The organism is Caballeronia sp. LZ032 (assembly GCF_031451315.1).
In the GTDB taxonomy this organism is placed as follows: domain Bacteria; phylum Pseudomonadota; class Gammaproteobacteria; order Burkholderiales; family Burkholderiaceae; genus Caballeronia.
Window position 1 is genome coordinate 966,670 of the sequence record NZ_JARUXP010000004.1, and the last position, 26,460, is coordinate 993,129.

The 26,460-nt window shown below is 65.1% G+C and carries 27 protein-coding genes; 11 read left to right on the forward strand and 16 right to left on the reverse strand.

What is annotated here, in order from left to right:
* Positions 1-36: 36 nt before the first annotated feature.
* Entirely contained in the window at positions 37-1,239 is a 1,203-nt protein-coding gene (locus QCE69_RS32270) for an ammonium transporter (RefSeq protein WP_309926634.1), read from the reverse strand.
* Between the two features lie 314 nt (positions 1,240-1,553).
* Between QCE69_RS32270 and QCE69_RS32275 the strand changes: the two genes are divergently transcribed.
* Entirely contained in the window at positions 1,554-2,204 is a 651-nt protein-coding gene (locus QCE69_RS32275) for a phosphoribosyltransferase (protein ID WP_309934979.1), read from the forward strand.
* On the opposite strand, the gene mdeB is transcribed toward QCE69_RS32275, so the two are convergent.
* Positions 2,201-4,915, reverse strand: coding sequence for an alpha-ketoglutarate dehydrogenase (gene mdeB / locus QCE69_RS32280; protein WP_309934981.1), 2,715 nt, complete (start codon positions 4,913-4,915; stop codon positions 2,201-2,203). The two genes, QCE69_RS32275 and mdeB, sit on opposite strands and share 4 nt — an antisense overlap.
* A 158-nt stretch (positions 4,916-5,073) precedes the next feature.
* On the opposite strand from mdeB, the gene QCE69_RS32285 reads away from it, so the two are divergent.
* Together QCE69_RS32285 and QCE69_RS32290 are read left to right on the forward strand one after the other, a co-directional pair.
* Entirely contained in the window at positions 5,074-5,604 is a 531-nt protein-coding gene (locus QCE69_RS32285) for an Lrp/AsnC family transcriptional regulator (protein ID WP_309934983.1), read from the forward strand.
* A 153-nt stretch (positions 5,605-5,757) separates the two neighbouring features.
* Positions 5,758-6,570, forward strand: coding sequence for a mechanosensitive ion channel family protein (locus QCE69_RS32290; RefSeq protein ID WP_309926641.1), 813 nt, complete (start codon positions 5,758-5,760; stop codon positions 6,568-6,570).
* An 18-nt stretch (positions 6,571-6,588) separates the two neighbouring features.
* On the opposite strand, the gene QCE69_RS32295 is transcribed toward QCE69_RS32290, so the two are convergent.
* Positions 6,589-7,491, reverse strand: a complete 903-nt coding sequence (locus QCE69_RS32295) for a LysR family transcriptional regulator (RefSeq protein ID WP_309935434.1) — start codon at positions 7,489-7,491, stop codon at positions 6,589-6,591.
* Between the two features lie 178 nt (positions 7,492-7,669).
* The gene (locus QCE69_RS32300; RefSeq protein WP_309934985.1) at positions 7,670-8,434 is read right to left on the reverse strand and encodes a ParA family protein; all 765 of its coding nucleotides are present in this window, start codon (positions 8,432-8,434) and stop codon (positions 7,670-7,672) included.
* A gap of 157 nt (positions 8,435-8,591) precedes the next feature.
* Between QCE69_RS32300 and QCE69_RS32305 the strand changes: the two genes are divergently transcribed.
* Together QCE69_RS32305 and QCE69_RS32310 are read left to right on the forward strand one after the other, a co-directional pair.
* The gene (locus tag QCE69_RS32305; RefSeq protein ID WP_309926646.1) at positions 8,592-9,476 is read left to right on the forward strand and encodes a phosphorylase; all 885 of its coding nucleotides are present in this window, start codon (positions 8,592-8,594) and stop codon (positions 9,474-9,476) included.
* Between the two features lie 54 nt (positions 9,477-9,530).
* A complete protein-coding gene (locus tag QCE69_RS32310) occupies positions 9,531-10,577 on the forward strand; it encodes a trypsin-like peptidase domain-containing protein (RefSeq protein WP_309934986.1) in 1,047 nt (348 codons plus the stop codon).
* Positions 10,578-10,634: 57 nt separating this feature from the next.
* On the opposite strand, the gene QCE69_RS32315 is transcribed toward QCE69_RS32310, so the two are convergent.
* Positions 10,635-10,925, reverse strand: coding sequence for a hypothetical protein (locus QCE69_RS32315; RefSeq protein WP_309934988.1), 291 nt, complete (start codon positions 10,923-10,925; stop codon positions 10,635-10,637).
* Between the two features lie 254 nt (positions 10,926-11,179).
* On the opposite strand from QCE69_RS32315, the gene QCE69_RS32320 reads away from it, so the two are divergent.
* A complete protein-coding gene (locus tag QCE69_RS32320; RefSeq protein ID WP_309934989.1) occupies positions 11,180-11,353 on the forward strand; it encodes a hypothetical protein in 174 nt (57 codons plus the stop codon).
* A gap of 40 nt (positions 11,354-11,393) precedes the next feature.
* On the opposite strand, the gene QCE69_RS32325 is transcribed toward QCE69_RS32320, so the two are convergent.
* A complete protein-coding gene (locus QCE69_RS32325) occupies positions 11,394-11,771 on the reverse strand; it encodes a hypothetical protein (protein WP_309934990.1) in 378 nt (125 codons plus the stop codon).
* A 274-nt stretch (positions 11,772-12,045) separates the two neighbouring features.
* Between QCE69_RS32325 and QCE69_RS32330 the strand changes: the two genes are divergently transcribed.
* A complete protein-coding gene (locus QCE69_RS32330; protein ID WP_309926659.1) occupies positions 12,046-12,480 on the forward strand; it encodes a hypothetical protein in 435 nt (144 codons plus the stop codon).
* A gap of 5 nt (positions 12,481-12,485) precedes the next feature.
* Here QCE69_RS32330 and QCE69_RS32335 read toward each other — a convergent pair whose 3' ends face one another.
* The 7 genes from QCE69_RS32335 to QCE69_RS32365 form a co-directional block, all read right to left on the reverse strand.
* Positions 12,486-12,686, reverse strand: coding sequence for a hypothetical protein (locus QCE69_RS32335; protein ID WP_309926660.1), 201 nt, complete (start codon positions 12,684-12,686; stop codon positions 12,486-12,488).
* Positions 12,687-12,727: 41 nt separating this feature from the next.
* Entirely contained in the window at positions 12,728-13,126 is a 399-nt protein-coding gene (locus QCE69_RS32340) for a hypothetical protein (RefSeq protein WP_309934993.1), read from the reverse strand.
* 3 nt (positions 13,127-13,129) lie between these two features.
* Positions 13,130-13,726: a hypothetical protein gene (locus QCE69_RS32345; protein ID WP_309934995.1), complete on the reverse strand. Its 597-nt coding sequence runs from the start codon at positions 13,724-13,726 to the stop codon at positions 13,130-13,132.
* A 74-nt stretch (positions 13,727-13,800) separates the two neighbouring features.
* Positions 13,801-14,781, reverse strand: a complete 981-nt coding sequence (locus QCE69_RS32350; RefSeq protein ID WP_309934997.1) for a fimbrial protein — start codon at positions 14,779-14,781, stop codon at positions 13,801-13,803.
* Positions 14,778-17,363, reverse strand: a complete 2,586-nt coding sequence (locus QCE69_RS32355; RefSeq protein ID WP_309934999.1) for a fimbria/pilus outer membrane usher protein — start codon at positions 17,361-17,363, stop codon at positions 14,778-14,780. Before QCE69_RS32355 ends, QCE69_RS32350 begins: the two co-directional genes overlap by 4 nt.
* Positions 17,364-17,529: 166 nt before the next feature.
* Complete coding sequence (locus tag QCE69_RS32360; RefSeq protein ID WP_309926672.1) at positions 17,530-18,279, reverse strand: fimbria/pilus periplasmic chaperone; 750 nt, start codon at positions 18,277-18,279, stop codon at positions 17,530-17,532.
* An 89-nt stretch (positions 18,280-18,368) separates the two neighbouring features.
* On the reverse strand, positions 18,369-18,938 hold the full coding sequence (locus QCE69_RS32365) for a fimbrial protein (RefSeq protein ID WP_309926675.1): 570 nt from the start codon (positions 18,936-18,938) through the stop codon (positions 18,369-18,371).
* Between the two features lie 426 nt (positions 18,939-19,364).
* On the opposite strand from QCE69_RS32365, the gene QCE69_RS32370 reads away from it, so the two are divergent.
* The gene (locus QCE69_RS32370) at positions 19,365-20,306 is read left to right on the forward strand and encodes a DMT family transporter (RefSeq protein WP_309935000.1); all 942 of its coding nucleotides are present in this window, start codon (positions 19,365-19,367) and stop codon (positions 20,304-20,306) included.
* A 30-nt stretch (positions 20,307-20,336) separates the two neighbouring features.
* On the opposite strand, the gene QCE69_RS32375 is transcribed toward QCE69_RS32370, so the two are convergent.
* On the reverse strand, positions 20,337-20,639 hold the full coding sequence (locus QCE69_RS32375; RefSeq protein ID WP_309927536.1) for a helix-turn-helix domain-containing protein: 303 nt from the start codon (positions 20,637-20,639) through the stop codon (positions 20,337-20,339).
* Between the two features lie 573 nt (positions 20,640-21,212).
* On the opposite strand from QCE69_RS32375, the gene phaP reads away from it, so the two are divergent.
* A complete protein-coding gene (gene phaP / locus QCE69_RS32380; RefSeq protein WP_309935002.1) occupies positions 21,213-21,776 on the forward strand; it encodes a TIGR01841 family phasin in 564 nt (187 codons plus the stop codon).
* Between the two features lie 82 nt (positions 21,777-21,858).
* Here phaP and QCE69_RS32385 read toward each other — a convergent pair whose 3' ends face one another.
* Together QCE69_RS32385 and QCE69_RS32390 are read right to left on the reverse strand one after the other, a co-directional pair.
* Positions 21,859-22,227 (reverse strand): DOPA 4,5-dioxygenase family protein, encoded by a 369-nt coding sequence (locus QCE69_RS32385; RefSeq protein WP_309926683.1) that lies wholly within the window; start codon positions 22,225-22,227, stop codon positions 21,859-21,861.
* A gap of 77 nt (positions 22,228-22,304) precedes the next feature.
* Positions 22,305-22,430 carry a hypothetical protein gene (locus QCE69_RS32390; RefSeq protein WP_309935004.1) on the reverse strand — a complete coding sequence of 42 codons (126 nt, stop codon included), beginning with the start codon at positions 22,428-22,430 and terminating at the stop codon, positions 22,305-22,307.
* A gap of 150 nt (positions 22,431-22,580) precedes the next feature.
* On the opposite strand from QCE69_RS32390, the gene QCE69_RS32395 reads away from it, so the two are divergent.
* Both QCE69_RS32395 and QCE69_RS32400 read left to right on the forward strand, forming a co-directional pair.
* Entirely contained in the window at positions 22,581-23,996 is a 1,416-nt protein-coding gene (locus QCE69_RS32395) for a PLP-dependent aminotransferase family protein (protein WP_309935005.1), read from the forward strand.
* A 40-nt stretch (positions 23,997-24,036) separates the two neighbouring features.
* Positions 24,037-26,430, forward strand: a complete 2,394-nt coding sequence (locus QCE69_RS32400) for an ATP-dependent DNA helicase (protein ID WP_309935007.1) — start codon at positions 24,037-24,039, stop codon at positions 26,428-26,430.
* Positions 26,431-26,460 lie beyond the last annotated feature (30 nt).

A 26,460-nucleotide genomic window follows, 5' to 3' on the forward strand; every position in this document is an offset into this window, starting at 1 on the left:
CACAGGCGCAAAGACCGCAACGGCTGGAACGGCCAGTCAGCCCGCCAGATCCCGCTCCGGCGTCGCCGAGATGCGATGGATGGCCAGATCGGCGCCATTGAACTCTTCCTCGCGATCCAGCCGCAGGCCCACGGTCAGCTTGATCGCCCCATAGACGGCCGTGCCGCCGGCCAGCGCGAGCGCCACCGCGCCCACCGTGCCGATCACCTGCGAGAAGATCGACACGCCGCCAATGCCGCCGAACACCTTCTGCCCGAAAATGCCCGCCGCGATGCCGCCCCACGCGCCGCACATGCCATGCAGCGGCCACACGCCGAGCACGTCGTCGATGCGCCAGCGGTTCTGCACGCAGGTGAACATCTGCACGAACAGCACGCCCGCGACCGCGCCCACGATCAGCGCGCCGAGGGGATGCATCAGGTCCGAGCCCGCGCACACCGCGACCAGGCCCGCGAGCGGTCCGTTATAGGTGAAGCCCGGATCGTTGCGGCCTGCGAACCAGGCGGCGAGCGTGCCGCCGACCATCGCCATCAGCGAGTTGACCGCGACGAGGCCGCTGATCTTGTCGACCGTCTGCGCGCTCATCACGTTGAAGCCGAACCAGCCGACCGCCAGCACCCATGCGCCCAGTGCCAGGAAGGGAATCGACGAGGGCGGATGCGCGGCGATGCGCCCGTCCTTGTGATAACGCCCATGACGCGGCCCGAGCAGCACGACCGCGGGCAGCGCCACCCAGCCGCCGAACGCATGCACGACCACGGAACCCGCGAAGTCGTGAAACGGTGCGCCAAAGGCCTGCGTGAGCCAGGCCTGGATGCCAAAGCGCTCGTTCCACGCCATGCCCTCGAGCAGCGGATACAGGAAGCCGACGATCACGCAGGTCGCGAAAAGCTGCGGATTGAATTTGGAGCGCTCGGCGATGCCGCCGGAGACGATCGCCGGAATCGCCGCTGCGAATGTCAGCAGGAAGAAGAAGCGCACGAGCGCATAGCCGTTGTGCTCGGCGAGGATATCGGCGCCATGCATGAACTGCACGCCGTACGCGATGTTGTAGCCGATGAAGAAGTAAGCGAGCGTCGAGACGGCGAAGTCCACCAGGATCTTGACCAGCGCGTTGACCTGATTCTCGCGGCGGACCGTGCCGAGTTCGAGGAACGCGAAGCCCGCATGCATCGCAAGCACCATCGCGGCGCCAAGCAGCAGAAAAAGTGTGTTGGTTCCGGACTGAAGTGCCTGCATGGTCGAGCGGTCGATTGACGAAAGGCGCTCAATTTGCAAGTTCCGGGCCAAGTTGGCGCATGAGGCATCGAAGCGGTGCGTACGTTTGGCCCACAGGCGAACAAGGTGGTGCGGCGTGCGCCGCGAACGATCAACGGGTGTTATCGAACTTGGTGCAATGCTCTTTCATGTCGCATGAAACGCACCGATTTCGTGCTTTAGTTTTCATCGTGAAGGCTGATGAAGGGACATTGCAAGCGTTGCAACAAGGCGTCCCCCTGACTTGACCCGCGAGTATCCTGAAACCGCGCGGCAACGTTCGGGAGGCATCCGGCATGGACTCCACATTCGACAACCGAAGGCACGCAGGCCGCGACCTCGCGACTCATCTCGGTCACTACGCCCATCGTGAAGACGTCATCGTCCTCGCGCTGCCGCGCGGCGGCGTTCCTGTTGCGTTCGAAGTGGCCCGCGCGCTCGACGCGCCGCTCGACATCCTCGTCGTCCGCAAGCTCGGCGTGCCGGCGCAGCCCGAACTCGCCATGGGCGCGATCGCCTCGGGAGAAGCGTTCTTTCTGGACCGGAGCATCGTGGATTACGCAGGCGTGTCGGAGGATCAACTCGAGCGCGTAATCGCCGGGGAACGTGCCGAACTGCTCCGGCGCGAGCGGCTGTATCGGGGAGCGCGTCCGCCGCTCGACGTGAGCGGCCGCGTGGCGATTCTCGTCGATGACGGCATGGCAACCGGCGCGACGCTGAAGGCCGCCGCAATGTCGCTGCGGCACGCGCATCCCGCGAGGATCGTCGCGGCGCTACCGGTCGCGCCGCTCGATTCGGATGCGCGCGTGGAACACGTCGTGGACGAGTTCGTGTGCGTGCTTCGGCCGCGTGCCTTCTTCGGCGTAGGCCAGTTCTACGCCGATTTCGACCAGACCAGCGACGACGAAGTCCGCGACCTGCTCGACGCCGCGCGGCGCGACGCCTAGCGCGTCCAGGGTGCGCCGGAATCCTCGTTGCTGCGGCCGTAACGCGCGCGCGCATCCTTCAGCACAGAGCGCTCGATCACGCCGTCATCCACGAGCGCCTTCAACGCGGCCAGCACGATCGACACGCGGTCCACCTCGAAGAACGCACGCAGCGCCTGCCGCGTATCGCTGCGGCCGAAGCCGTCGGCACCCAGCGTCACATAGCGGCGCGGCACGCTGACGCGAATGAGTTCGGGCAGCGCGCGCACATAGTCCGTCGCCGCGATCACCGGTCCGTGCGTGCCTTGCAGCGCGCGCGTGACGAACGGCTCGGGGGCGTCATCGTCGCTCAGGCGCGCGAGACGTTCGCAGGCCGCGCCGTCGCGATGCAGCTCGGTGTAGCTCGTCACGCTCCACACGGCGGCGTCGATGTTCCAGTCTTCCGCGAGCATCGTGCGCGCCGCGAGCGTTTCATTCAGGATCGCGCCTGATCCCAGCAACTGCACCTGCGCCGCGCTCTCCGCAGCGTCGCCGAGCCGATGCATGCCGCGCAGGATGCCGTCGCGCGTGGCATCGCTCAGCGTGCCGCCCGGCGCGGAAGGCTGCGCATAGTTCTCGTTGGTCACCGTGACGTAATAGAACACGTCGTTCTGACGCTCCATCATCTCCTGCATGCCTTCATCGACGATGGCCGCCACTTCGTACGCGAATGCGGGATCGTAGGCGCGGCAATTCGGGATCGTCGATGCGCTCAGATGGCTCGTGCCGTCCTGATGCTGCAAACCCTCGCCGCCGAGCGTCGTGCGCCCTGCCGTCGCGCCGATCAGGAAGCCGCGCGAACGCTGGTCCGCCGCCGCAAAAATCAGGTCGCCGATGCGCTGGAAGCCGAACATCGAGTAGTAGATGTAGAACGGCAGCATCGGCAGGTCGTGCACGCTGTAGGACGTCGCCGCCGCGATCCACGACGACACCGCGCCCGCCTCCGAAATGCCTTCTTCGAGAATCTGGCCGCGCGTGTCCTCGCGGTAATAGAGCATCGAGCCCATGTCCTCCGGCTCGTACAACTGGCCGAGCGGCGAATAGATGCCCACCTGCCTGAAGAGGTTCGCCATGCCGAAGGTGCGGGCCTCGTCGGCGACCACCGGCACCACGCGCGGCCCGAGCGCCGGATCTTTCAGCAGGCTGCCGAGCATCCGCACGAAGGCCATCGTCGTGGACATTTCCTTGCCGGCGGCAGTCAGCGAGAATTGTCCCCAACTGGCGAGCGCGGGCGGCGTGACGCCCTGTGTCGCCTTCGCCCGGCGGCGCGGCAGATAGCCGCCCAGCGCCGCACGCCGCTCGTGCAGATAGCGCATCTCCGGAGCGTCGTCGGCCGGTTTGTAGAACTTCACCTGCTCGACGTCTTCATCCGAGAGCGGCAGGCGGAAACGATCGCGAAACGCCTTGAGGTCGTCGAGATCGAGCTTCTTCTGCTGATGCGTCGTCATGCGGCCCTGTCCCACCGTGCCCATGCCGAAACCCTTCATGGTCTTGGCGAGGATCACGGTCGGTTGGCCCTTGTGCGCGAGCGCCTTCGCGTACGCCGCGTGCAGCTTGCGCACGTCGTGGCCGCCGCGGCGCAGACGGTCGATGTCCTCGTCCGACAGATGCGCGGCCAGCGCCGCCAGTTCCGCGTTCTGGCCGAAGAAGCGTTCGCGGTTGTAGCGGCCGTCGTTGGCCGAGAAGGTCTGGAACTGGCCGTCGACGGTATGCGCAAAGGCGCGCAGCAACGCGTTGTTGCGATCGCGCGCGAACAGCCCGTCCCAGTCCGAGCCCCACAGCACCTTGATGACGTTCCAGCCTGCGCCGGTGAACTGCGCTTCGAGTTCATCGACGATCCGGCCGTTGCTGCGCACGGGACCGTCGAGCCGCTGCAGGTTGCAGTTGATGACGAACACCAGGTTGTCCAGCTGCTCGCGCGCCGCGAGCGACAGCGCGCCGATCGATTCCGGCTCGTCCATCTCGCCGTCGCCGAAGAAGCCCCACACCTTGCGGCCTTCGGTGACCTGCAGGTTGCGGTTCTGCAGATAACGCATGAACCTGGCCTGGTAGATCGAGTTGATCGGCCCGATGCCCATGGAACCGGTCGGGAACTGCCAGAAGTCGGGCATCAGCCACGGATGCGGATAGGAGCAGAGTCCCGGTCCCGCGATCTCGCGCCGATAGTGCTTCAGGTGTTGCTCGTCGAGGAAGCCTTCGAGAAAGGCGCGCGCATACACGCCCGGCGACGAATGCGGCTGGAAGTACACGAGGTCGCCGCCATGATTCGCGCCGGCCGCGCGGAAGAAGTGATTGAAGCCCACTTCGAACAGATCGGCCGCCGAGGCATAGCTGGCGATATGACCGCCCAGCTCGCCATAGGCGCGGTTCGCGCGCACGACCATCGCGAGCGCGTTCCAGCGCAGCACGGCGGCGAGCCGCTCTTCGACGTCGAGCTTGCCCGGATACGGCGGCTGCTGCGCGACAGGAATGGTGTTGGTGTAAGGCGTCGCGCGCGCTCGCGCCGATTCCACGCCGACGGACAGCGCGTGTTCCGCAAGCCGGTCGAACAGATACTGCGCGCGCTCCCGGCCTACGTGCTCCACGACGGCGTCGAGCGCCTCCAGCCATTCGGCGGTTTCCGCGGGATCGACGTCCTCGCGGCCTTTCGCGATGGAAAGAAGCTGGGTGGTTCCGCTCGACAAATCGGTCATGGCGACTCCGCGCGCTGGCTGATGGTGGCTGATGGTGACTGATGGATCACACAAGCATATCCATGCTTGCGCAAAATGTGCGTCTCATTTGGCTGTCTCTGCGCTTTGCGATAGTGTATTTATTCTTTCAAACCGCCCGAAACCGGAATTTCTCGACCATGAGCACGACGACCTGGCAACGCCTCGACCGCATCGACATCGGCATCCTCAACCAGTTGCAGCACAACGCGCGCATCACCAATGCCGAGCTGGCGCGGGCGGTGAATCTCTCGGCTACGCCCTGCTTCAACCGCGTGCGCGCGCTGGAGAAGGCCGGCCTGTTCCGCCAGCACGTCACGCTGCTCGATCCGGAGGCACTCGGCCTGTCGATCAACGTGTTCATCCAGGTGAGCCTGGAGAAGCAGGTCAAGGACGCACTGGCGCACTTCGAGCACGCGATCAGCGAACGTCCCGAGGTGATGGAGTGCTATCTGATGACGGGCGACGCGGACTATCTGCTGCGCGTGGTGCTGCCGGACATCGCCGCGCTGGAGCGCTTCATCCTGGAGCGCCTGACCACGCTGCCGGGCGTGTCGAACATCCGCTCCAGCTTTGCGCTGAAACAGGTGCGCTACAAGACGGCGCTGCCCTTGCCCGCCTCTGGTCTGACCCTGCGCGATCCGGATGCCGCCGAAACGGAATGGACTTGATTGTTTCGCCAAAAAGGTCAATTCTTCCGATTAAAGCAACAGCAAGAGTAACTCTTGCCATGACTCGGAGTGTCATCTATAACTCGTGTGCCACGCGGCCTGCCACCCGCGAATCCGCGTTCCTACCACGAAGCGCCACGCGAGAACAACAAAATGAACCTCGAGACGGTACGTGTTTTCATCATGACGCGTGGCGTCGATCTGGCGATCATGGTCGTCGGCGCCATCGCGCTGTGGATCATCGGACGCTGGCTCATCAGTCTCGTCACCGGCGGCATGCGCAAGCTGCTGGCGCGCAACGGCCGCGTCGATCCGACGCTCGCCCATTACCTCGGCTCCATCGTCGGCGTCATTCTCAACCTGCTGCTGGTCCTCGCGATCCTGCAGATCTTCGGTGTCCAGACCACCTCGTTCGCGGCGCTGCTCGCGGGCCTGGGTCTCGCCATCGGCACGGCGTGGGGCGGGCTGCTCGCGCACTTCGCCGCCGGCATCTTCATGCAGGTGCTGCGGCCCTTCAAGGTCGGCGATTTCGTGACGGCGGGCGGCGTCACCGGCACCGTCACCGAACTCGGCCTGTTCGGCACCACCATCACGACGCCCGACAACGTCGCGGCCATCATCGGCAACAACAAGATCTTCTCCGACACGATCTGGAACTTCAGCCTGCTGCCGCACCGCCGAGTGGAGCTGACGGCAAAGATCGCGAACGGCGTCGATCCGCTCGACGCCATTGCGCGGCTGAAGGAAGCCATCGCCCGGATTCCGAACGTCGCGACGACGCCGCCGCCGGACGTCGAAGTGCTGTCGTTCACGCCCGAAGGCCCGTTGCTGTGCGTGCGCCCTTACACCAACACGAGCGATTACTGGCAGGTCTACTTCGACACCAATCGCGCGATCATCGAGACCTTCAAGCAGGCCGGCTATCCGACGCCGGAAACGCCGCTCGCACGGCGCGTCATCAGCTAGACGCGCCGCGTCCGTTGCTCAAGCCGCACGGACGTGCGCGCCGTGCGACGGCAGGCCCCCGAGGCGCGCCGCAACGTGATCGATGAAGGCACGCAGCCGCGGCGCTTCATGACGGCTCTGCGGCCACACGATCTGGAACGTCCCCTCCGTGCTCACGTGCGCGCCGAGCACCGTCCGCAACAGACCCGCCTCCAGCGCATGCTTCGCGACGAAATCCGGCACGCAGGCGAGACCGAGCCCCGCGACGCAGGCGGCCAGCACCGCTTCCATGTCGTTGAAGGCGAGGATGGCGTGAGGATCGAGCGCATAGCTGTGATCGCCGCGGGCGAAGCGCCACGGCTCGGGCCGGCCGCTTGCCGGCGAGCGGAAACGGATGCAGGCGTGGCTCGCGAGTTCCTCGGGTGTCGCCGGATCGCCGCGTGCCGCAAGATAAGCCGGCGCCGCCACGATCACCGGGCCATATTGCGCGAGCGGACGCGCGAGCAATTGCGAATCGGCGAGACGACCGGTGCGGATGACCGCGTCATAGCCTTCCTGCGTGACGTCGACCAGACGGTCGCTGAAGTCGATCTCCAGTTCGATGTCCGGATAACGCCGCCTGAACTCCGGCACGAGCGGCAACAACAGCCGGCCGCCAAGCGACGGCGCGCTGATGCGCAGGCGTCCGCGCGGCGAGGAATTGGAATGGAACAACTCGTTCTCGGCGTCTTCGAGATCGGCGAGCATGCGCTTGCAGCGCGCGAAGAAGCGGGCGCCTTCGTGCGTGAGGCCGATGCGCCGTGTCGTGCGGTTCAGCAGCTGCACGCCGAGCTTCGCCTCCAGCCGCATCACGCTCTTGCCCACCGCCGACGCCGACAGCCCCAGCGCGCGGCCCGCCGCCACGAAGCTGCCGGTTTCGGCCGCCCGCACGAAGGCCACCATGCCGGACAGGCTTTCGGTGGAAAGAGAACCGTGCGTGACGGATGCGGCCGCGGCGGGAACCTGAGTCATGTGCGTGATCCAGCGAGAAGATGGGGCGCGACGATTGCGCCCTGTTCTCTGCATGAACGTGCACGCACGGCTTTTATTCCCCGGCGCCGTCATGACCGACGGCGGCGCTTCAGCCGTTCAGTTCCTCATGCAGGGCCACATATTCCTGCGCGAGCTTGTGACGCGGTTCGAGGTAGATCATCGGCCGCGCGTGCTGATGGCTTTCGCGAATCTTCACCGACGAGGACAGATGTGAGTTGAGCACCGGCAGGTCCTCGCCACGCAGTTCATCGACGAGTTGCTGCGGCAGGCTCGCGCGCGGCTGGAACTGGTTGATGACGATGCCTTCCACGCTCAGGTCCGGGTTGTGATCGTGACGGATCTCCTGCACGTTATCGAGCACCGAATAGAGCGCGCGACGCGAGAAGTCGTCGCAATCGAAGGGAATCAGGCAGCGCTCCACCGCGATCAGCGCGGAACGCGTGAAGAAATTGAGCGCGGGCGGCGTGTCGATGTACACGGCGTCGTAGTGTTCGAGATTCCTGAGCGCGTCACGCAGCTTGTAGATCTTGTAGCGCGATTCGAGCTTGCCTTGCAGCGCTTCGAGATTCGGGTGCGACGGCACGATGTCGAGATGCTCGAACGGCGTCTGGTGAATGAAGGACTCGAAGGCGGGTTCGCGAAAGCTGTAGCTCAGCGCGGACTCGAAGAAGCTCGCGAGATTCGGCTGGGCCTCGGCGGCCTGTGCGCCGAGCAGATACTGGCTGGCGTTGCCTTGCGGATCGAGATCGATGACGAGCGTGCGCACGCCGCGCGACGCGCTGATGGCCGCCAGATTGCAGACGATGGTGGACTTGCCCACCCCACCCTTTTGATTGAAGACCACTCGGCGCATCGGCTTATTCTTCCTCGGTTTGTGAACGGTCGTTTGTTCATGTTGCTTTCGGTGGCTTTTCACGGGGTCGACCGGTGCCCGGTGGCAAATCTTAGCGCATCAAAATGAACGCTCTTCGACGCTGCACGCCGCGCGCGCCTGTGCGACGATGTTTCGCATGCCCGCCTACCCACGCAACCTGGTGCATCCTGACGCCCCTTCATGGCAGGACGTTGTCACGCAGACAGAACGCGCGCTTGCGTGCGGCGCACTGCGCTCCTTCGACACCACGCAGAGCGTGATCGACGACGGCGGCGTGCGCTTCCTGATCCGGCAGGCGGCGAACCTTCGACGCAAGGAGGAAGCAGCGACGCTCGCGGCCCGATCGGCCAGTGCATGGCGCGATCCGTTCTCGCCGTGCGAGGCGGCGCTGCGTGTCGGCGATATCGGCGCGCGGCACTTCCTGTTGCTCAACAAGTTCAACGTGCTCGCGCATCATCTGCTCATCGTGACGAACGACTTCGAGACGCAGGAGTCGCTGATCGACGAAAGCGATTTCGCCGCCTTGTTCGCGTGTCTCGCGCGCGTCGAGGCGCTGGGTTTCTACAACGGCGGCACGATCGCCGGTTCGAGCCAGCCGCACAAGCATCTGCAACTGGTGCCGCTGCCGCTCGACGGCCACGTCCTGCCCATCGAGCCGTGCATCGAAGCCGCGCGCACGGACGCGCTTTTTCAAGCGCCGCAGCTTGCGTTCAGGCACGCGGCCGCCTGGCTCGCCGACGACGATCCCGTCCGCGCCCACACCGTGTATCTGCAATTGCTGAAGGCCATCGGCGTCGAGCGGGTCGAGATTGCAGGCGTCGCGCGGCAGAGTGCGCCGTACAACCTGCTGGTCACGCGCCGCTGGATGCTGGCCGTGCCGCGCAGCGTGCCCGACGTGCAGGGCGTGGCGGTGAACGCGCTCGGCTTCGCGGGCTCGCTGTTCGTACGCGACGACGCCCAGCGGCGCATCGTCGAAACACTCGGTCCGATGCAATTACTTGCGAACGCAACTATCTCTTGAAATCGGCCGGCGTGCCCCGCATGTCCGCATCCAGACATCTGGAGTCATGCCAACATGGGAAGCCGGCCACAATTCATCGATGACCTCGGGCGCGCGCCGCACGCCGCCGCGTCGTCAGCGTCATCCACACACGCCGCGCCGCTTGACGACACCGCCCTGCTCGACGCCTATTCGCGCACGGTGATCGGCGCACTCGAACGCGTGCAGCAAGCTGTTGTGTTCATCTCGGTGGAGCGTGAACTTGCCGACGCGCGCGGGTCGCGCCGTCAGGCGGGCGGCACGGGATCGGGTTTCATCTTCACGCCGGACGGTTATCTGCTGACCAATAGCCACGTCGTACACGGCGCCACGCAACTCGCCGTCACGCTCGCCGACGGCACGCGCTTCGACGCCGATCTCGTCGGCGACGATCCCGCCAGCGATCTCGCGGTGCTGCGCATCGGTTCGCCCGAGCCGCTGCCGCATGTGCAACTGGGCGAATCGGGCAGCTTGCGCGTCGGGCAGATCGCCATTGCCGTGGGCAATCCGCTGGGCCTCGCGCAGACGGTCACCACCGGTGTCGTGTCCGCGCTCGGGCGCTCGTTGCGCTCCACCTCGGGCCGCCTGATTCACGACGTGATCCAGACCGACGCCGCGCTCAATCCGGGCAATTCAGGCGGACCGCTCATCAATTCGGCGGGACAGGTGATCGGCGTCAATACGGCGATCATTTCCGGCGCGCAGGCTATTTCCTTCGCCACGGCGATCGATTCGGCCAAGTGGGTCATCATGCAGATCTTCGCGCACGGGCGCGTGCGGCGCGCGTATATCGGCGTGGCGGGCACGACCACGCCCATCTCGCGGCGCGTGCAGCGATACTTCGGGCTGGCGTCGGCGAGCGGCGTGCATGTGATGGAAATCGTCAAGGGCAGCCCGGCTGCGATCGGCGGATTGCGGACGGGCGACCGCATCGTCGAAGTGGATGGAATCGCCGTGGACAGCGTCGACGGCCTGCAACGCACGCTGGATGCGTCGCGCATCGACAAGCCCGTGAAGGTGGCCGTGCTGCGCGGCACGCAGAAGGTCGAGATCGATCTCACGCCGGTCGAGCAGACCGTTTGATGGCTCGAGCCGCATAGGCAGCGTACGACGGCACGCGCCGCCGTACGCCTGTTCACTTCATTCTTCCCGGCTGGTCTCACGCGCGGCTTGAGCCCCGTCCCCGGTGACCGGTCTTGTCGAAACAGCGAAGACTTTCACCAGGCGCTCGCGCAATGCGGCGGCATCGCGCCGCAAGGGCTCGTTGGCGGTGGCGTCGATCAAGGCATCGATACGCCGCCGCCAGTATTCCGGACGTAACACCGCATGGTGCGCCGGCATGCGGCGCCCGCTGGTCGCGACGCGCGCCAGCTCGGCAATCATTCGCCCGATATGCACGAGTTCCTCGTGCGCGTAGTGATCGGCGCTCACGGCGTGCGTCCTCCGCGTTTCCCTCTTGCTGAACGCACGACCCGAAAGATTTATTCCAATCCGAAAGCTTTTATCGCAGACGGGTCAGGCCCGCTCATTGCGCTAACGAACACATCCTGGCGGCTATGTGCGGCAACAGCCGGTAGGCGCGCCGCCGCTAGGGTTCAATGCGAAGGCAGAAGGCAGCGCGCTCACGGGTCGCCCCGTTGAACGATCCTGCCCTGTCGGGGGAAGGTCCTGGAAAAAGGATTGCCATGAACACGTACAAGAAAAATCAGGCTGCGCCGCGACGCGCAGCTTTCCGTTGCACAGGCCAGCAGCTGGACGCCATCATGCGCTTCGCCGAGGAGCGCAGGCTCGATCAACAGCCGCTGCATGTGGTGGTCGAGCCCTTTTGGCGCTTCCATGCGCATGCGAAAGCCGCCTGAAGCAACGACATGCGTCATGCGGTGATGCAGCGCGCTGTCGTCACTGATTCGACAGCACGCGCTCCTTGAGCACCCAGATCGCGGTAGGCACCGCGTAGTAGCCGCTGACATTGCCGGTGACGAGCTTGCCCGTCAACTGGATGCGGGCGTTCTCGATAGGCGTGGCGTCGATGATCTGCACCGCCGATACATTCGATTGCTGTCGAGCATTCTGTCCCGCGCCTGCACTCAGGACGCATACCGGACTTGCCAGCGACAGCACCCATGCGGGCTTGGCCGATCCTGCCGCCTCATGCGGCGCCTGCCGCGTGGCGGTGCCTTCGAGCGTCACGACATCGCCATCGCTGTAGCACGGCGCCGCCGATGCCGCACGCGCCACCACCAGCAAGATCGTCAATGCGCAGGCTTTCGCAATCATTCGGACCTCGCGGAAAACGCGTCGGCAGACGCGCCATGTTGGCAGGAAGCATTGTCACTTTAGGGTATCGGCCGTGGGGTCGCAACCCGGTGAAAGCGCGCGGCCCCTTCACTGCCGACACCTTTCAGACCTGTCATGCGGGAACGGGCGTTGCTGCGGATCATATGAGGATTACACCAGCGCTGATTGCTTACCCGGATTGAGTAACTCGAGCAACGCGCAACAACATCCGAGGCTTGGATCGCGTAAAGACGATTCCACAGAGGGGGCGACGATGAATCAGGTCATAGTAGGTGTGTTCGGCTCCTATCGCGACGGACACGAGGCGCTTCGCGCATTGCAGCTTGCGGGCTTGCGACGCGACGACGCTCATCTTTACCAGGCACGCCGCGGCGAAGTCGATATCGATATGCCATGGCAACCCGCGCACGACGAAGACGAAGCCGAATATGTTGCACACGGCGAGCATCAAGGCGTGATCGCGCGCAATCGCTTTGTGCCTGACGAGCCCTTGCCGAAGCCCGCGGCTTCGCCGCCGACGGAAGCCGATGCCGCTCTGCTGCAGCGCACGCTGCTCGTGATTCGCATCACCGGCGATATCAAACCCGCGGCCATTGGCGAATTGATGCACGAACATGGCGCGATCGCCGTGAAGGACGCCAGCGGACACTGGCGCTTTTCACCGTACCGGAACGCCGCCCGCGTCTGAACCCATCAATGGATGCCTGACCGGGGTCCTTCGGTATCCGTGGCGGCGTCGGCCTGGTCGTCGTCTTCGGGCGCGTCCGCCGATGCCGCCTCGTTCGCGAGATCACGGGCGGCCTGCGCGGCCGATGCCGCCCGCAACCGTCTGCAATGAGCGGAATGCCTGAGCGTGGCGAGCATTCGCACGACTTCACGCGGTCTGGTTCTCATCGACGTCTCCATCTCGATAATGTTCAGAAACTACTTTAAGTTTAGGCGCCCGGACGATGATGGCAAGGAGCAAGCGTGAAACAATGTCCCGCCAAGGCCGGTGCGTTCGCTACTGGTACGACAGGGTGAAGGTCACCCTGGCGCGAACGCTGCCGGGCACCAGCGCGCCGGCCGTGCGCACGTAGCGCGCCGACGTGCCCCGCCGACCACTGATTCAGCGTGCCCGCCGCCTGCGAATCCGGTCCGAACGCAATCGGATCCGCGCCGTTCAGGATCTCGATGCTCACGCCCGCTGCCGTCGAACCCGGCGCGAGCGCCAGATCGGTGACGCGGTTTCCCGGGTCGATGGCGTCGGTCATCGTGATGCAGACCTCGATGCCCGGCTGGCAGTCCAGTCCCATCGGGACCAGCGTGTCGCCGGTGCTGTCGCCTTCGTCCACAGGTCAGTCGTCAATGCGTTGGGCAGCGGGAAGTACAGCACGGGCGTCAGCAGCCGACAGGGGTTGCCGCTGACCGTCGTCGAGCCGGTCAAGGTCTGGGTGGCCGTGACCGTCGCGAAACAACTGCCCGAGAAATTGATCTTCATGCTCGGCAAGTTGCTCGTGACGCCGCTGCTGACGGGGGCCGGTGACTACGAGCTCGGCCTTGGTGTCGTGAACGGCGCGGCCATCGGGCCGCGAGAACGACTGCGACAGCGGCGCCTCCGCCAGGCCGCCGGAGAAGTTGCTCGTGATGTAGAAGCGCACGCCGAGGCCCGGCACGCCGCTTTGATACGCGTTCGTGTAACCGGGCACGAGCGTTCCATTAACCGTGACGTCCTTCTGGATCGTGCAGTCGACGCCGCTCGTGGCAATGCCCGCATTGCCGCTCACGCTCGCCAGATTGGTGCCGACTGCGGTATCGCGTCCGATCGACACGTTTGCGGGAAAGCTCAGCAAGGGCATGCTGCCCCCGTTCGGGAACGTGAGCGTGCCCGCGATGGCCTGCCAGGCGGGAAGGAGCAATGCGTGCAGACCGAACGTGTTGCGATTGCGCTTCATACAGGACGCGCACAGACGCCTTGCGAGCGCGATGAGGAGAAACGTCCTTGCACGCTTTGCATGTCTCGAACGGATCATTGATACGACATCGTGAAAGTGGCCTTGCCGTTGACGCTGCCCGGCACCAGCGTGCTCGAAGTGCGGACATAGCGCGCCGTGAGCGGAATGCGCATCGCACCGCCCGCCGATGTCCCCGCAATCCATTGATTGACCGTCCCCGCCGCAGCCGAATCCGGACCGAAGGACACGGCCGTTGTTCCGTTCAGGATCTGCACGCCGACGCCCGCCGCCGAAGAATTCGCCGCAAGACTCAAGGTGGACGAACGATTCGCGGGATTCACGGCATCGGTGATCGTGATGCCGACCTTGACGCCCGCCGGGCAATTGAGATCGAGCGGGACGACCGTGTCGCCGGTTGTCGCCCCGGCGCTCGCGAGGTCTTTCGAAAACGCGCGCGGCAGTTGGAAAGTCAGCGTGGGCGTCGTGACGCTGCAGGTGTTGCCGGTTACGGCCGTGTTTCCGGTCAGCGTCTGTGTGGCGGTCACCGTGTTGAAACAGCTGCCGGAAAACGTAATCTGCATGGAGGGCAGGTTCAGCGTGGTCCCGCTCTTGATGGGCCCGGTCACGATGTAGTCCGCGCGGACGTCGTACTCCATCGAGCTGTTGGGAGGACTCGTGAATGATTGGGACACCGGCACCGCCACGAGTTGTCCCAAGAAATTACTGGTTACGTAGAAGCGTACGCCAATGCCCTGCACCCCTGACTGATAGATGTTCGTATAGCCTGGCACGAGTGTTCCGGTTACCGTGACATCTTTCTGGACCAGGCAGGTCACATCGTTGGTCGCGACACCTGCGTTGTTCATCTGCTGCCACAGCGTGGTTCCAACAGGGATGTCCCGACCAACCGAGAGGCTCGCGGGGACATTCAGTACCTGTATCCCATGGCTGGGATAAGTAAGCGTCCCGGCTTTCGCGTGCAACATCGGCAACATGATCGCCAGCAAGCCAGCCAAACAGTTCGACCGAACGCGGGCCATTCCCACATCCTTCATTTGCTCACCTGATCCGTTCCCGTGCTCACCGCCACAGGCGCATCCACGCAATGCGTCTCCACCGACGCATACAGCGCGTTCTTCTGCGTCGTCCGCGCCGGCAGCGCATAGCTCACGATGCATTGCTCGGACGCCTGCTCGCCCCACCTCACCACAAGGCTCCCCTGATCCTCGACACCCCGCGCGAAAATGCGGCTGTCCTGCGCCACGACGCCCACCACCTGCCCCTTGCCGTCCGATACTTCCGCGCCGAACGGCAGCGACTCGCCGTCGATGCGCGGCGCGCGGATCAGCACCGCGCGGCCCGTCATCGTGCGGTACTTGAGCATCACGATGGAGCCGAGATGCGGCGCAGCCTGATCCGAAGTCGATTCGAATTCCACATCCGGCGACGTGCCCTTCGGATCGATGTCGATGGTGTTCATGTCGTACGGCGTCAGGAACGGCACGATCGCATAGCCGCGTCCGTCGATCTTCGTGCCCGGCGTGCCCGCCACCGTCGCGCCTTCTGCGCCGGGCGCCTCGACGATCCCGAAGGTCTCGCCGACCGTCTGCGACAAGGTCACGCCGCCCGGATGCGCGACGATCGAGCCGCTCACGCCCGCCGACAACTGCGACGTGTGCGCGCTGCCGCTGGCGGAGGCCGTGATCTGCGCATACGGCGCGCGATAGACGCCGCTCGCGCCGCCGTTGCCGCTGATGCTCGAGCCATTCGCGCGTGTCTGCGCGGCGTAGAGGTTGTAGGACATCTCGTTGCCCTCGCCCGCCGACCCGCTCACGCTTTCCTGGAGACTCGTGACGTCGTCGCCGGTGTTCAGGTTGACGCTCATTAGCGGCGCATGTGGCGAGCGTCCGAGCGGCAACGTCACGCTCACCATGATCTCGTCCGAAGCCTCGCCGTCCGTCGAAATCGTGCGGCCCGCCGTCACGCTGTAGCTGCCGTAGCGAAAGCTGTTCGAGTAGCCGAGCTGATAGAAGGTGTCGTGTCCCGAACGATTCCAGTAGTTCTGCGAGCTCAGCGTGCCGAAGACCGTGCCGTAGTTCTTCAGAGGCTGATTGACCGTCAATTGCAGACGCCCGCGCTGACGGTCGCTCACGGCGCCGCCGTTCATCGCGTAGTCGCGTGCGCGGGCTGCGTCGGCGAACCCCAGATAGCCCGAACTCGAATAGCGGTACGCACCGAGCGTGAAGTTGGTGTTCGAGTAGTCGATCAGCTTGCTGTAGGCAATGTGCATGCTCTGCCCGCTCATCGTCCCGGAGCCGGGAATGTCCGTGCGCGCGGCGGTCACGTCGGCGGCGAACGCGCCCAACGTCGTGTTCAACGCGACGCCGAGGTTCGCCGCCATATAGCCGCTCGCCGCAATCGCGCCGCCATACGCCGTGACGAGATTCGTCAGGCCGCGCTGCAGCGTGAACTGCGTGAAGGTGGGCCGCGAATGCAGCGAGTCGTCGCGCAACTGGCCCGCGGTGAACGCGAAGCGCGTGGTGCCTGGACGCAGCGACTGCGCCACCGCCGCGTAAGGCACGCTGAACGACCTGGTGCGTCCGTCGGCTTCCGTGACGGTCACATCCAGATTGCCGCCGTAACCCGTCGGGTACAGGTCGCGCACTTCGAACGGTCCGGGCGGCACGCTCGTCTCGTAGATCACCTGGCCGTTCTGGCGCACCGTCACGCGCGCGTTCGATGCAGCCGTGCCGCGCACCACCGGCGCATAGCCGCGCAGCGACTCCGGCAGCATGCGGTCGTCGGTCGCGATCTGCGCGCCGCGAAACGCGACGCTGTCGAACACGTCGCCCGTCGTCTGGCTCTCGCCCAGCGTCACCTGGGCCTGGAGACGCGGCACGTCGTGCTGGGCGTAGGTGGCGATGTCGTCGAACTGGGTCGGCTGACCGGTCGATGAGGTCAGCGACGATTGATGCCGCAGATGCCAGCCGCCGAGATTCACGCCCGCATTCAGGCCCAGATAGCTCTGGGTGGAATGCGCGCCGTCGTTCGAGGTCTGATAGACGTTCGCGCCATAGCTCACGAAGGCCGCGTTCACGCCCTTGTCCCATAGCTCGGGCGGCACGTAGCCGCGCGCCTGGTTGCGCATGTATTTCTGCGGCACCGAGAGCGTGAGCTTCTGCTCGCCGAAGTCGAAATCGACGGCGGCCTCGGGCACGAGCGCGCGCAGGTCGATACACGCGTCGGCCTGCGTCTCGCGTGCGCCGGCCAGCTTCGTGAAGTCGACGCCGGCCCGCTCCAGCATGCCGCGCGTCAGGCATGGCACGGCGCTCGCGTCCTTGCCCTGCTCGAGGAAGCGCACCGTATCGCGCAGGACGCGGTTGCCGTTCATCCAGACCTCCACCGGATACGCGCCCGGCGACACATAGTTGCTGCGGGCAAGACGCGCGATATCGACACGCTGGGGATCGACGCGCAGATAAGTCGTGTCGAACTCGACGCCCGGCTCCGGCGCCGCCGCCGGACTCGTTGCCGCGGCCGCGAATGACGACAGCGCGAGCGCCGTCGCCGGCGTCAGCGTGAACACGCCGCACCGGGCGTGCAAACGAAGCTTCCGGCGCAAGGTGCCTCGCTTCACACTGCATGTCTCCTGCATCGAATTTCAAATCCATGGTTGTCGGCTCGAAGTGCGACGCGCACGCGAGCGCCCGCCGCGCGCCCGCGGCGCAGCGCGTCGAACTCGTGTGTCGGGATTCGATCCGGTTGACGGACGGGGATGCGCTCAGCCGGAGCGCGGAGGATGACTAATCGGCTGCGTCGGCATCGCCCTCGATGGGACTGCCGAGATCGCTGATCGCCATGTAATGGACCTTGCCGGCATGCACCCCGCTCATCTTCGGCACCGCGATGATTTCGGTGCCCCGCGGCGCGACCATGCCGCCCATCTCGTTCTTGTAGTGCTTGCCTTGCGCCTCCACCCCGATCTCGCTGAACGAAACGTAGTAGGCGGTCGGGTTCGAGACGGCGAGCGCGTCGCCGCCGCCCTGCGGCGCGGGCACGATCTTCCAGGTCAGCGCGCGCGGCGCATCCTCGGGCACGCCCGGCAGCTTCACCGGCCGCACGAACACCTTGATGCGCGTCCGGTAGGCAAGTTGCAGCGTGTTCTGATCGGCCTTGGGCTGCACTTTCGGCGGAACGTCGAGCACGTTCAGCCAGTACACCGATTCGTGGTCCTGCGGCAGCGCGTCGCCGCCGTACATCACCCGCAGCGTCTGCGACTTGCCCGCGTCCATGCGGAAGATCGGCGGAGTAATCACGAAGGGCGTCTTGACGTCGTCGGGCGCGGCATCGGCCCGGCCGTCGTCGATCCACACCTGGACCAGCGAAGGGCTGCGGCTGTCGTTGTTCAGCTTGACCGTGACTTCACGCTGATCCAGCGGATAGACGACCCGCGTGCCGCCGATCGTCACGCTCGCGCCCGCCGTGCCCGCTACGCTCGCGAAGCAGATGCCGAGGCATGCGGCCGCTGCGATCAGCCGCCTGTTGCTGTTCATGTCGAGTGCCTGTTTCAATGACCACGCTATGACTGACCCATGCCGGGCGCGCCCACGCGCGCGCCCGGAACCTGCTTGCCGCGACGCGGTTACTGATAGGTCATCGTGTACTGCGCCGAGGTCGTCACGTTGCCCACCGCGGCCTTGCCGGTCGCGTAGTACTGCGCGAAGTAGTTCAGCGTGGCCGCGCCGCTGGCGATCGTCGCGCCGTTGGTGGCCAGGTCGTTGTTCGCGTTCGTCAGGATGTTGATCGGCTGCATGTTCACGTTCAGCAGGCGGACCTGGACATTGGTCGCCGGCGTCGTCACGGCCTTGTTCACCAGATTGCCGCTTGCCTGGTCCACCGTCGGGCCGTTCTCGAAGCGCGCGACTGCCTTGGTCGCAGCGCCCGTGCAGCCGCTCAGCGTCAGCTTGATGTCGCCGAGATTGGACGTGCCGGCCGTCGTGCCCGCCGACGCCAGCGAGCCCGCCGTCACAGTCGGCAAGAGCACGCTGATGTCGGCCTGCGTGCCGCTGGCCTTGCCATTGATCGAGCAAGTGGTGTCGGTGATGACGCCGTTGATGGTGATGGTGCCGTCGGCGGCCTGTGCGATCGTCGACGAAAGAGCGATGAACGCTCCGGACAGGATCGCTGCTGCGACCGAAAAGCGCTTCTGCATGGTGTGCTCCACAACTGGGACGGGTGAGTTCCTGTGCGATCGGGACGCGCGGCCCGCGTGCCGTATCGCTGCTTCTGACGCCAGATGTTTGCCGAGCAACTTTGTTAAGGGTCGACAGGTTGCATGACATCCGACATCCAGCGAATCGTAGAGACAGCGCACTAAGAATGATCTAGTCGAAGTCTGAAAAATGACGAAAACATCATGAGACATCGAACCGCATCGCATCTGTGTTCGAACCGTCTAGTTAATTTTTTGAGTCCGTGACGGTGACGCAACAAGACAGCACACGACATGACTGCGTTCTTGCAGCAACCTGACGATGACTGGAAAATGATGCAAGGCTCGAAAGGCCGTTCATCTTCAGAATCCCGTTCCACGATCCGCGGTTCCGCGGCAACCGGTCAAACCAACCACGGACATTCGATGGCAAGCTTGGAGAGCAAGGCGCGTTACCGCATTGATACCGATAACACCGGCGCCGGCATCGCCATCATGATCCTGACCACGGCGACCTTCGCCGCCAGCGACTCGACAGTGAAGCTGATCGGCACGGCGGTTCCGCTGCTTGCGCTCCTGTGGGTCCGGTACTTGTTCCAGATGGTCGTGCTGGGCGTCTGGCAGGTGCGGCGTGGCGCGTTCGGCCTGTTTCGAACGGGCAGCGTGAAGCTGCAGATCGTGCGCGCCGTGCTGCTGCTGACCAATTCGGCGTGTACCTTCGCGGCCCTGCGGCATCTGCCGCTGCCGGTGACCACGTCGCTCGCCATGCTGGCGCCGCTGATCTCCACGCTGCTCGCCGCGCTCGTGCTGAAGGATCATGTCCCGCGCAGCAAATGGGCGATGGTCGTGCTCGGCTTCATCGGCATGCTGCTGGTGGTGCGTCCGGGCGGCAGCCAGTTCAACTGGAATATCGCCTATCCGATCGGCTCGGCGACGACCTTCGCGTGCTTCCAAGTGATTTCCAGCCACCTCTCCCGGGTCGATGACGCGATCACCACCAACTTCCTCACGGCGTTCGTCGCGACGCTGGTGTTGTGCGTGCTCGTCTGGATGGATCAGGCGGAGACGCTGCCGGCGATTGCACGCGTGCGGCCCGGAAGCTGGATGCTGGTGGCCTTGATGGCGACCTTCGCGACGGTCGGCCAGTTGCTGATGCTGCAGGCGTTACGGCGCGCGCCGCTGGCCGTGCTCACACCGTTTTCCTATGGCCAGCTGGCGTTCGCGGCGTTCTTCAGTTGGCTGCTGTTCGGCCAGGTGCCGGATGGCTGGATGGCGTTCGGGATGTGCGTGATCGCGGCGAGCGGCATCGGCACCGTGCTGCTGCACGGGCGCGGGCAGGCGGCGCCTGCGATGACGCCGGAAGCCTGATGACGCGGAAAATGCGGCGGGAAAGCGCGCTCAGTTGACTGCCTGAGACTGCGCATGCACCGGAGCCTGGCGGCTCTGGCCGGTGCACAGCCAGTGCACGTCGAGGTCGAGCGCGCGGGCGATGCGATTGAACGCCGCCAGCGGCGGCACCGTGATGCCGCGACGCCAGTACTGCACGTCGTGCTCGCTCACGTCGAGCCAGTTGGCGGCTTTTGCGGAACTGATGTTTGCCTTGTGCATGGCCCGGTCCAGACGCGCGGCCATGGCGCGCCGCAGGGTGTTGTCTTCTTCGCTGCGTTCAAGGTGGCCCAGGGTTTGAGAATGTTGCCCCATCTTCTTCAAGTCTCTCGATTTATATATATGCCGTTCAGCGCCGGCTGATTTGCGCGAGGATGAATCCTATACAGGCGAAGTGACGGGCTGGTGACACGATTTACGTCGAAATTCTTACCCGGCATTACGCCTTTCCCTCGTTTGCTGCGGTGCGTGATTTTTTCAATTCCGACATCAATGCGTCAACTAGGGAAACATCGCATTCGGTAATAATTGGCTTAGGTGTTTACCAGCATCTCGCCCAAAGTGCTGCTGGACAAGGGTTTGACCGAACGAGCGTGCGTTCCGGACCATCCTGAATAAATTATCAGCAGTTGAAATATTGTTCAGAATTTAACCATTGATCAGTCGCACACGTCTGATGACGTGATGTGTGATCAAACCGTATATATCGTCCGAGCGCATTTGCTTATTTCCCTTCGATTATTTTGACGAATATCGGAATGGTTTAATGTCTGGTCGGAAACACGTAATTGACACGCGAAGCAGTTTCATTAAAATGAGTCGCTCGCTGCACCGCACCAATCATCGCGCGCCCCGCGCCATCACGCATCAAACCACCTGGAGTCGAGAATGAGCAGTCTTGCGCCGGAAAAGGTAGTCGAGTCGCAGAAGGCGGGAGTAGACGCCACGTTTGGCCTCGCCACGCGGGCTGTCGGTGGCTTTGAACAACTGGTCGATCTGAACACGCGCACCATCAGGACCGCGCTCGACGAACAGCAGGCGTTCGTCGTCCGTGCGTTCTCGGCGCGCGGTCCGCAGGAATTCCTCACGCTGCATAACCAGAATTTGCAGGACGCCGCCCAGCGCACGCAGGCTTACTGGACGCAAGTCTACGAAATCGCCGCGGGCGTCCGTGGCGACTACATCGAAGCCGTGCAGGATCAGCTCGGCAAATCGCAGCGCAACGTCCAAGCGTTTGTCGAGAGCCTCGCGAGCCACGCGCCCGCCGGCAGCGAAGCCGTGGTGAATGCGTGGCGCTCCGCCATCGACGCTGCGACGGAATCCGCCAACTCCGCGTACGAAGCCGCCCGGAAGGCCGCCAAGCAGGTCGTGGACGCCGCGCAGAGCGACGCGGAAGTGGCCGGCGGCGCCGTCGTGCGTGCCGTGCCCAAGGCGGCTACCGCGAAGAAGTAAGCTTCTTTCAGCGGCAATCAAGAGAACAAACAAAGGCGGGCATGACCCGCCTTTGTTGCGTCTGAGAGACAGGCCTGGGGATTCAGCCGCCCAGCGTCTTCAACACCAGTTCATGCGAACGCCCGATCCACACCGCTGCATCGCGATGATCCGCCAGCGCGTTGCCGGTGTTGGGATGCATGAAGACATCGAGCGCGCCGTGGTTGAGGGTCAGCCATTCGAGCATCGGCGCGAGCAGTTCGCTGCCGAAGGCGAGCTGGAACGACCACACCGGATGCGGTCCGACCGGTCGCTCATGAAAACGGCCCAGACGCAACGCGCCGCCTTCCAGCAGATCGGAGAAATGCGCTTCGATGACCAGCCGGAGTTGCCAGGCGGCATCGCGCGTATGTGCATCGAAATAGACGTGGGCGTGCCAGTCGGTGATGCTGCGGGTGTGCTTCGCGTCCATCTTGTCATTCCTGCGCGGCGTAGTGCGGAACGCCGATTCTATCCTTCGGACCGCGCCTGCCTCGCGGACCGGCGGCCCTAGTACCGGCCGCTGCTGCTGCCTGAAGACGAACCCTGCGGCATGCCGCTGCCATCGCTTTGACATCCCGCGAGCAGACCGGCGAGCAAGGCGACGACGATCGCGGCGATTCTGGCGCACTTCATGACACACCTCCGGACGAGTTAAGAATGGGCGCGGCGCATGGGCCGCTCCCTGATCAAACGCGCGAGTCCGCCGCGATATTCCCCGCACGCGCCGTGCGACAATTCGCGCCGCGCATCGGCCGATGCGCGTCCACTCCAGCACACCACGCGATGAAGCGCTACCAGGCCCTGGCCGACACGATGGCCGCCGAGATCCGCGCGGGCCGCTTGCCTGTCGGCGCGCGCCTGCCCTCGGTGCGGCATCTGACGACGCAATACGGGGTCGGGCAGTCGACGGTCTTCCGCGCCTATTACCTGCTCGAGGAATGGGGGCTCATCCGCGCTCGCGAGCGCTCGGGCTACTACGTCACGCCGGGCGCGACGCTCGACGCGCCGCGCGCCGGCGCCGCGCAGACGGCGCTTGCCGAACCCGCGCCGATCGACGTCAGCAGCCTCGTGTTCTCCGTGCTCGATGCGCTCAAGCGTCCCGATGTCGCGCCGCTCGGTTCGGCGTTCCCCGCGCCGCAACTGTTCCCGCTGGCGCGGCTCGCGAAGTCGCTCGGACAGGCGGCGCGCGGGCTCGATCCGTGGAGCACGGTCGCCGACATGCCGCCGGGCAATGAAACGCTGCGGCAGCAGATCGCCTTGCGTTACGTCGGCATGGGGATCGCGCAGCCGGTGGACACGCTCATCGTGACGAACGGCGCGCTGGAGGCGCTCACGCTCTCCCTGATGGCCGTGACGAAACCGGGCGACGTCGTCGCGATCGAATCGCCCTGCTTCTACGCCGCGCTTCAGGCGATCGAGCATCTGGGGCTGCAGGCGGTCGAGATTCCCGTCGATCCCGAAGAAGGACTGGATCTCGCCGTGCTCGCCGAAGTGCTCGACCGGCATCCGGTGCGCGCATGCTGGTTCATGACGAATTTCCAGAATCCGACCGGCGTGACGCTGTCGATTGCGAAGAAGCGCGCGCTGGTTGAACTGCTCACGCGGCACGACGTGCCGATGATCGAAGACGACGTCTACGGCGAGCTGCATTTTGCGCAGGACCGGCCGCCGCCCGCGAAAGCGTTCGACACCCAGGGGCTCGTGATGCACTGCGCGTCGTTCTCGAAGACGCTCGCGCCGGGCTACCGGCTCGGCTGGGTCGCGGCGGGCCGCTACGCGCAGGCGGTGCGCCGTCTCAAGCTGATGACGACGCTGTCGACCAGCATTCCGGTTCAGGCGGGCATCGCCGATTATTTGCAGCATGGCGGCTTCGACCGGCATCTGCGCAAGCTGCGCGGCGCCCTGCTCGCCCAACGCGGCGAGATGGAAGCGGCGATTGCGCGCTGGCTGCCGCCGGAGGTGTCGTTCGTGCGGCCGGAGGGCGGCTATTTTCTGTGGCTCAGGCTGGCGGCGGACGTCGATGCGATGCAGTTGCACAGGCGTGGGCTGGAGCATGGCGTCAACGTGACGCCGGGGCCGATCTTCTCCGCGCGTCATGCGCATGGCAATTACGTGCGGATCAACTTCGGGCATCCGTGGTCGGGACAGATTGAAGGGGCGGTGAAGGCGTTGGGGGAGTGGGTGCGGGGGCCGTCCTGAATGTCACTCGCCGCATTTTCCCCATGCTAGACTGCTGTACATGCATACAGTACCCGAGCCCGCCTACACCGTTGCCGTTCGCGCGCTGTGCGAATTCACGGCGAAGCAAGGCGATCTCGACCTGCGCTTCACACCCGCGCCGAGCGCTCAGGAAGGCATCGCCGGTCATCTGACCGTGACTGCAAGGCGCCCCGCGGGTTACCAGAAGGAAATCTCCCTCGCGGAAACACACGGCCCGCTCAGCGTGCGCGGCCGCGCCGACGGCTACGATCCCGCGCTGAACCGGCTCGAAGAGATCAAGACGCATCGCGGCAAGCTCGACGCGATGCCGGCCAATCATCGTCACCTGCATTGGGCGCAGGCGCGCGTCTACGGACATCTGATGTGCCGCAAGCTCGGGCTTGCCGAAATCGACATCGCGCTCGTGTACTTCGACATCGTCGATCAAACCGAAACCGTGCTGGTCGAGACTCAGACCGCGCACGCGCTCGCCACGCATTTCGACACGCAATGCGAACGTTTCATCGCCTGGGCGCGGCAGGAACTGGCGCACGGCGCGGCCCGCAATCAAGCGCTGGATTCGCTCACATTTCCCCATGCCGGTTTTCGGCCCGGCCAGCGCACGCTCGCGGAGGCGGTGTATCGGGCGGCCGTGTCGGGAAAGCGGCTCGTCGTGCAGGCGCCGACGGGCATCGGCAAGACGGTCGGCACGTTGTTTCCGCTGTTGAAGGCCTGGCACGGGCAGCAACTCGACAAGATCTTCTTTCTCACCGCCAAGAGCGCCGGCCGGCAACTCGCGCTCGACGCGCTGACGACGCTGGCCGCGCGTCCGTTGCGCGTCATCGAACTCGTCGCGCGCGACAAGGTCTGCGAGTATCCGGGCCGCGCCTGTCACGGCGATGCGTGTCCGCTCGCGCGCGGCTTCTACGATCGCCTGCCCGGCGCGCGCGCCGCCGCGCTCGAGCGTCCTCTGCTCGACCGCGCGTCGATCGCCGAAGTGGCGCGCGCGCACGACGTCTGTCCGTACTATCTGAGTCAGGAACTGGCGCGCTGGGCCGATGTGATCGTCGGCGACTACAACTATTACTTCGACACCAGCGCGATGCTGTTCGCGCTCGCGGAGGCGAACCGCTGGCGCGTCGCGGTGCTCGTCGACGAGGCGCACAACCTCGTCGAACGCGCGCGCGGCATGTATTCGGCGGCACTCGACCAGCGCGCCTTCGACGCCATGCGCCGCGGCGCGCCTGCGTGGCTGAAGAAGCCGCTCGGCCGCGTCGCGCGCTGCTGGAACGAGACGGCGCGCGAGCAGCGCGCAGCCGACACCGACTACGTTGCCTACGCGCAAGCGCCCGCCAGTTTCCTCGGCGCGCTGGCTCAGGCGGTCTCGCACATGACCGAGGTGCTCGCCGAACAGCCCGACAGCTTCACGCCCGAGATCCTCCGCTTCTATTTCGATGCCATTCACTTCGCGCGCATCGCCGAACGCTTCGGCGCGCATTCGATCTTCGACATCGCGCTCGAGCGCTCGCACGGCGGCAAGCGTCCGGCTGTACTGTGCCTGCGCAACGTGGTGCCCGGGCCGCATCTGGCGCCGCGTTTCGCGCGCGCTCACAGCGTCGCGCTGTTCTCCGCGACCCTCACACCCGCGCACTTCTACGCCGATACGCTCGGCCTGCCCGAGTCGTGCGTGCGCGTGGACGTCGAGTCGCCATTCGACGCCACGCAACTCGACGTGCGCGCGATCGCCGATGTCTCGACGCGTTATCGCGACCGCGCCCATTCCGTGGCGCGCATTGCCGATCTGATCGCCGCCCAGTTCTTCCAGGCCGAGGGCAATTACCTGAGCTTCTTCAGCAGCTTCGAGTATCTGACGCAGGTGGCGGCCGCGCTGATCGAACGGCATCCGTCGATTCCCTGCTGGCAGCAATCCCGCGCGATGAGCGAGGCGGAGCAGCACGCGTTTCTCGAGCGCTTCGTGCCGGACGGACGCGGCGTCGGCTTTGCGGTGCTGGGCGGGGCGTTCGGCGAGGCCGTGGATCTGCCGGGCACGCGGCTGGTCGGCGCGTTCGTCGCGACGCTCGGCCTGCCGCAGCTGAATCCGGTCAACGAGCAGATGCGCGCGCGCATGCACGAAGCCTTTGGCGAAGGCTATGCCTATGCGTACCTGTTTCCGGGCCTGCAGAAAGTAGTGCAGGCGGCCGGGCGCGTGATACGCGGGCCGCTCGATCGCGGCGTGCTGTACCTGATCGACGATCGCTTCGCACGCGCCGAGGTGCGGCGTCTGCTGCCGGCGTGGTGGCAGGTGAAGGTGCTGCGACATCGTGACCTGGCGCAGATCGGCAGCGACCATTTAGACCGGCGCGATGCCGCCGTTAACGGATGCAATCGCGGGCATTCGCTTTGCTTCTCTTCGGCACCTCGGGAACACACGTGATCCCTGCCAGGCCGTAGAGCCCTCATCTGG

What these genes read in the sequence shown, in the direction of transcription:
- QCE69_RS32270 (WP_309926634.1), bottom strand. Translation starts at nt 1,239, where the DNA reads ATGCAGGCACTTCAGTCCGGAACCAACACACTTTTTCTGCTGCTTGGC.
- QCE69_RS32275 (WP_309934979.1), top strand. Translation starts at nt 1,554, where the DNA reads ATGGACTCCACATTCGACAACCGAAGGCACGCAGGCCGCGACCTCGCG.
- mdeB (WP_309934981.1), bottom strand. Translation starts at nt 4,915, where the DNA reads ATGACCGATTTGTCGAGCGGAACCACCCAGCTTCTTTCCATCGCGAAA.
- QCE69_RS32285 (WP_309934983.1), top strand. Translation starts at nt 5,074, where the DNA reads ATGAGCACGACGACCTGGCAACGCCTCGACCGCATCGACATCGGCATC.
- QCE69_RS32290 (WP_309926641.1), top strand. Translation starts at nt 5,758, where the DNA reads ATGAACCTCGAGACGGTACGTGTTTTCATCATGACGCGTGGCGTCGAT.
- QCE69_RS32295 (WP_309935434.1), bottom strand. Translation starts at nt 7,491, where the DNA reads ATGGTGGCCTTCGTGCGGGCGGCCGAAACCGGCAGCTTCGTGGCGGCG.
- QCE69_RS32300 (WP_309934985.1), bottom strand. Translation starts at nt 8,434, where the DNA reads ATGCGCCGAGTGGTCTTCAATCAAAAGGGTGGGGTGGGCAAGTCCACC.
- QCE69_RS32305 (WP_309926646.1), top strand. Translation starts at nt 8,592, where the DNA reads ATGCCCGCCTACCCACGCAACCTGGTGCATCCTGACGCCCCTTCATGG.
- QCE69_RS32310 (WP_309934986.1), top strand. Translation starts at nt 9,531, where the DNA reads ATGGGAAGCCGGCCACAATTCATCGATGACCTCGGGCGCGCGCCGCAC.
- QCE69_RS32320 (WP_309934989.1), top strand. Translation starts at nt 11,180, where the DNA reads ATGAACACGTACAAGAAAAATCAGGCTGCGCCGCGACGCGCAGCTTTC.
- QCE69_RS32325 (WP_309934990.1), bottom strand. Translation starts at nt 11,771, where the DNA reads ATGATTGCGAAAGCCTGCGCATTGACGATCTTGCTGGTGGTGGCGCGT.
- QCE69_RS32330 (WP_309926659.1), top strand. Translation starts at nt 12,046, where the DNA reads ATGAATCAGGTCATAGTAGGTGTGTTCGGCTCCTATCGCGACGGACAC.
- QCE69_RS32335 (WP_309926660.1), bottom strand. Translation starts at nt 12,686, where the DNA reads ATGAGAACCAGACCGCGTGAAGTCGTGCGAATGCTCGCCACGCTCAGG.
- QCE69_RS32345 (WP_309934995.1), bottom strand. Translation starts at nt 13,726, where the DNA reads ATGAAGCGCAATCGCAACACGTTCGGTCTGCACGCATTGCTCCTTCCC.
- QCE69_RS32350 (WP_309934997.1), bottom strand. Translation starts at nt 14,781, where the DNA reads ATGAAGGATGTGGGAATGGCCCGCGTTCGGTCGAACTGTTTGGCTGGC.
- QCE69_RS32360 (WP_309926672.1), bottom strand. Translation starts at nt 18,279, where the DNA reads ATGAACAGCAACAGGCGGCTGATCGCAGCGGCCGCATGCCTCGGCATC.
- QCE69_RS32365 (WP_309926675.1), bottom strand. Translation starts at nt 18,938, where the DNA reads ATGCAGAAGCGCTTTTCGGTCGCAGCAGCGATCCTGTCCGGAGCGTTC.
- QCE69_RS32370 (WP_309935000.1), top strand. Translation starts at nt 19,365, where the DNA reads ATGGCAAGCTTGGAGAGCAAGGCGCGTTACCGCATTGATACCGATAAC.
- QCE69_RS32375 (WP_309927536.1), bottom strand. Translation starts at nt 20,639, where the DNA reads ATGGGGCAACATTCTCAAACCCTGGGCCACCTTGAACGCAGCGAAGAA.
- phaP (WP_309935002.1), top strand. Translation starts at nt 21,213, where the DNA reads ATGAGCAGTCTTGCGCCGGAAAAGGTAGTCGAGTCGCAGAAGGCGGGA.
- QCE69_RS32385 (WP_309926683.1), bottom strand. Translation starts at nt 22,227, where the DNA reads ATGGACGCGAAGCACACCCGCAGCATCACCGACTGGCACGCCCACGTC.
- QCE69_RS32390 (WP_309935004.1), bottom strand. Translation starts at nt 22,430, where the DNA reads ATGAAGTGCGCCAGAATCGCCGCGATCGTCGTCGCCTTGCTCGCCGGT.
- QCE69_RS32395 (WP_309935005.1), top strand. Translation starts at nt 22,581, where the DNA reads ATGAAGCGCTACCAGGCCCTGGCCGACACGATGGCCGCCGAGATCCGC.
- QCE69_RS32400 (WP_309935007.1), top strand. Translation starts at nt 24,037, where the DNA reads ATGCATACAGTACCCGAGCCCGCCTACACCGTTGCCGTTCGCGCGCTG.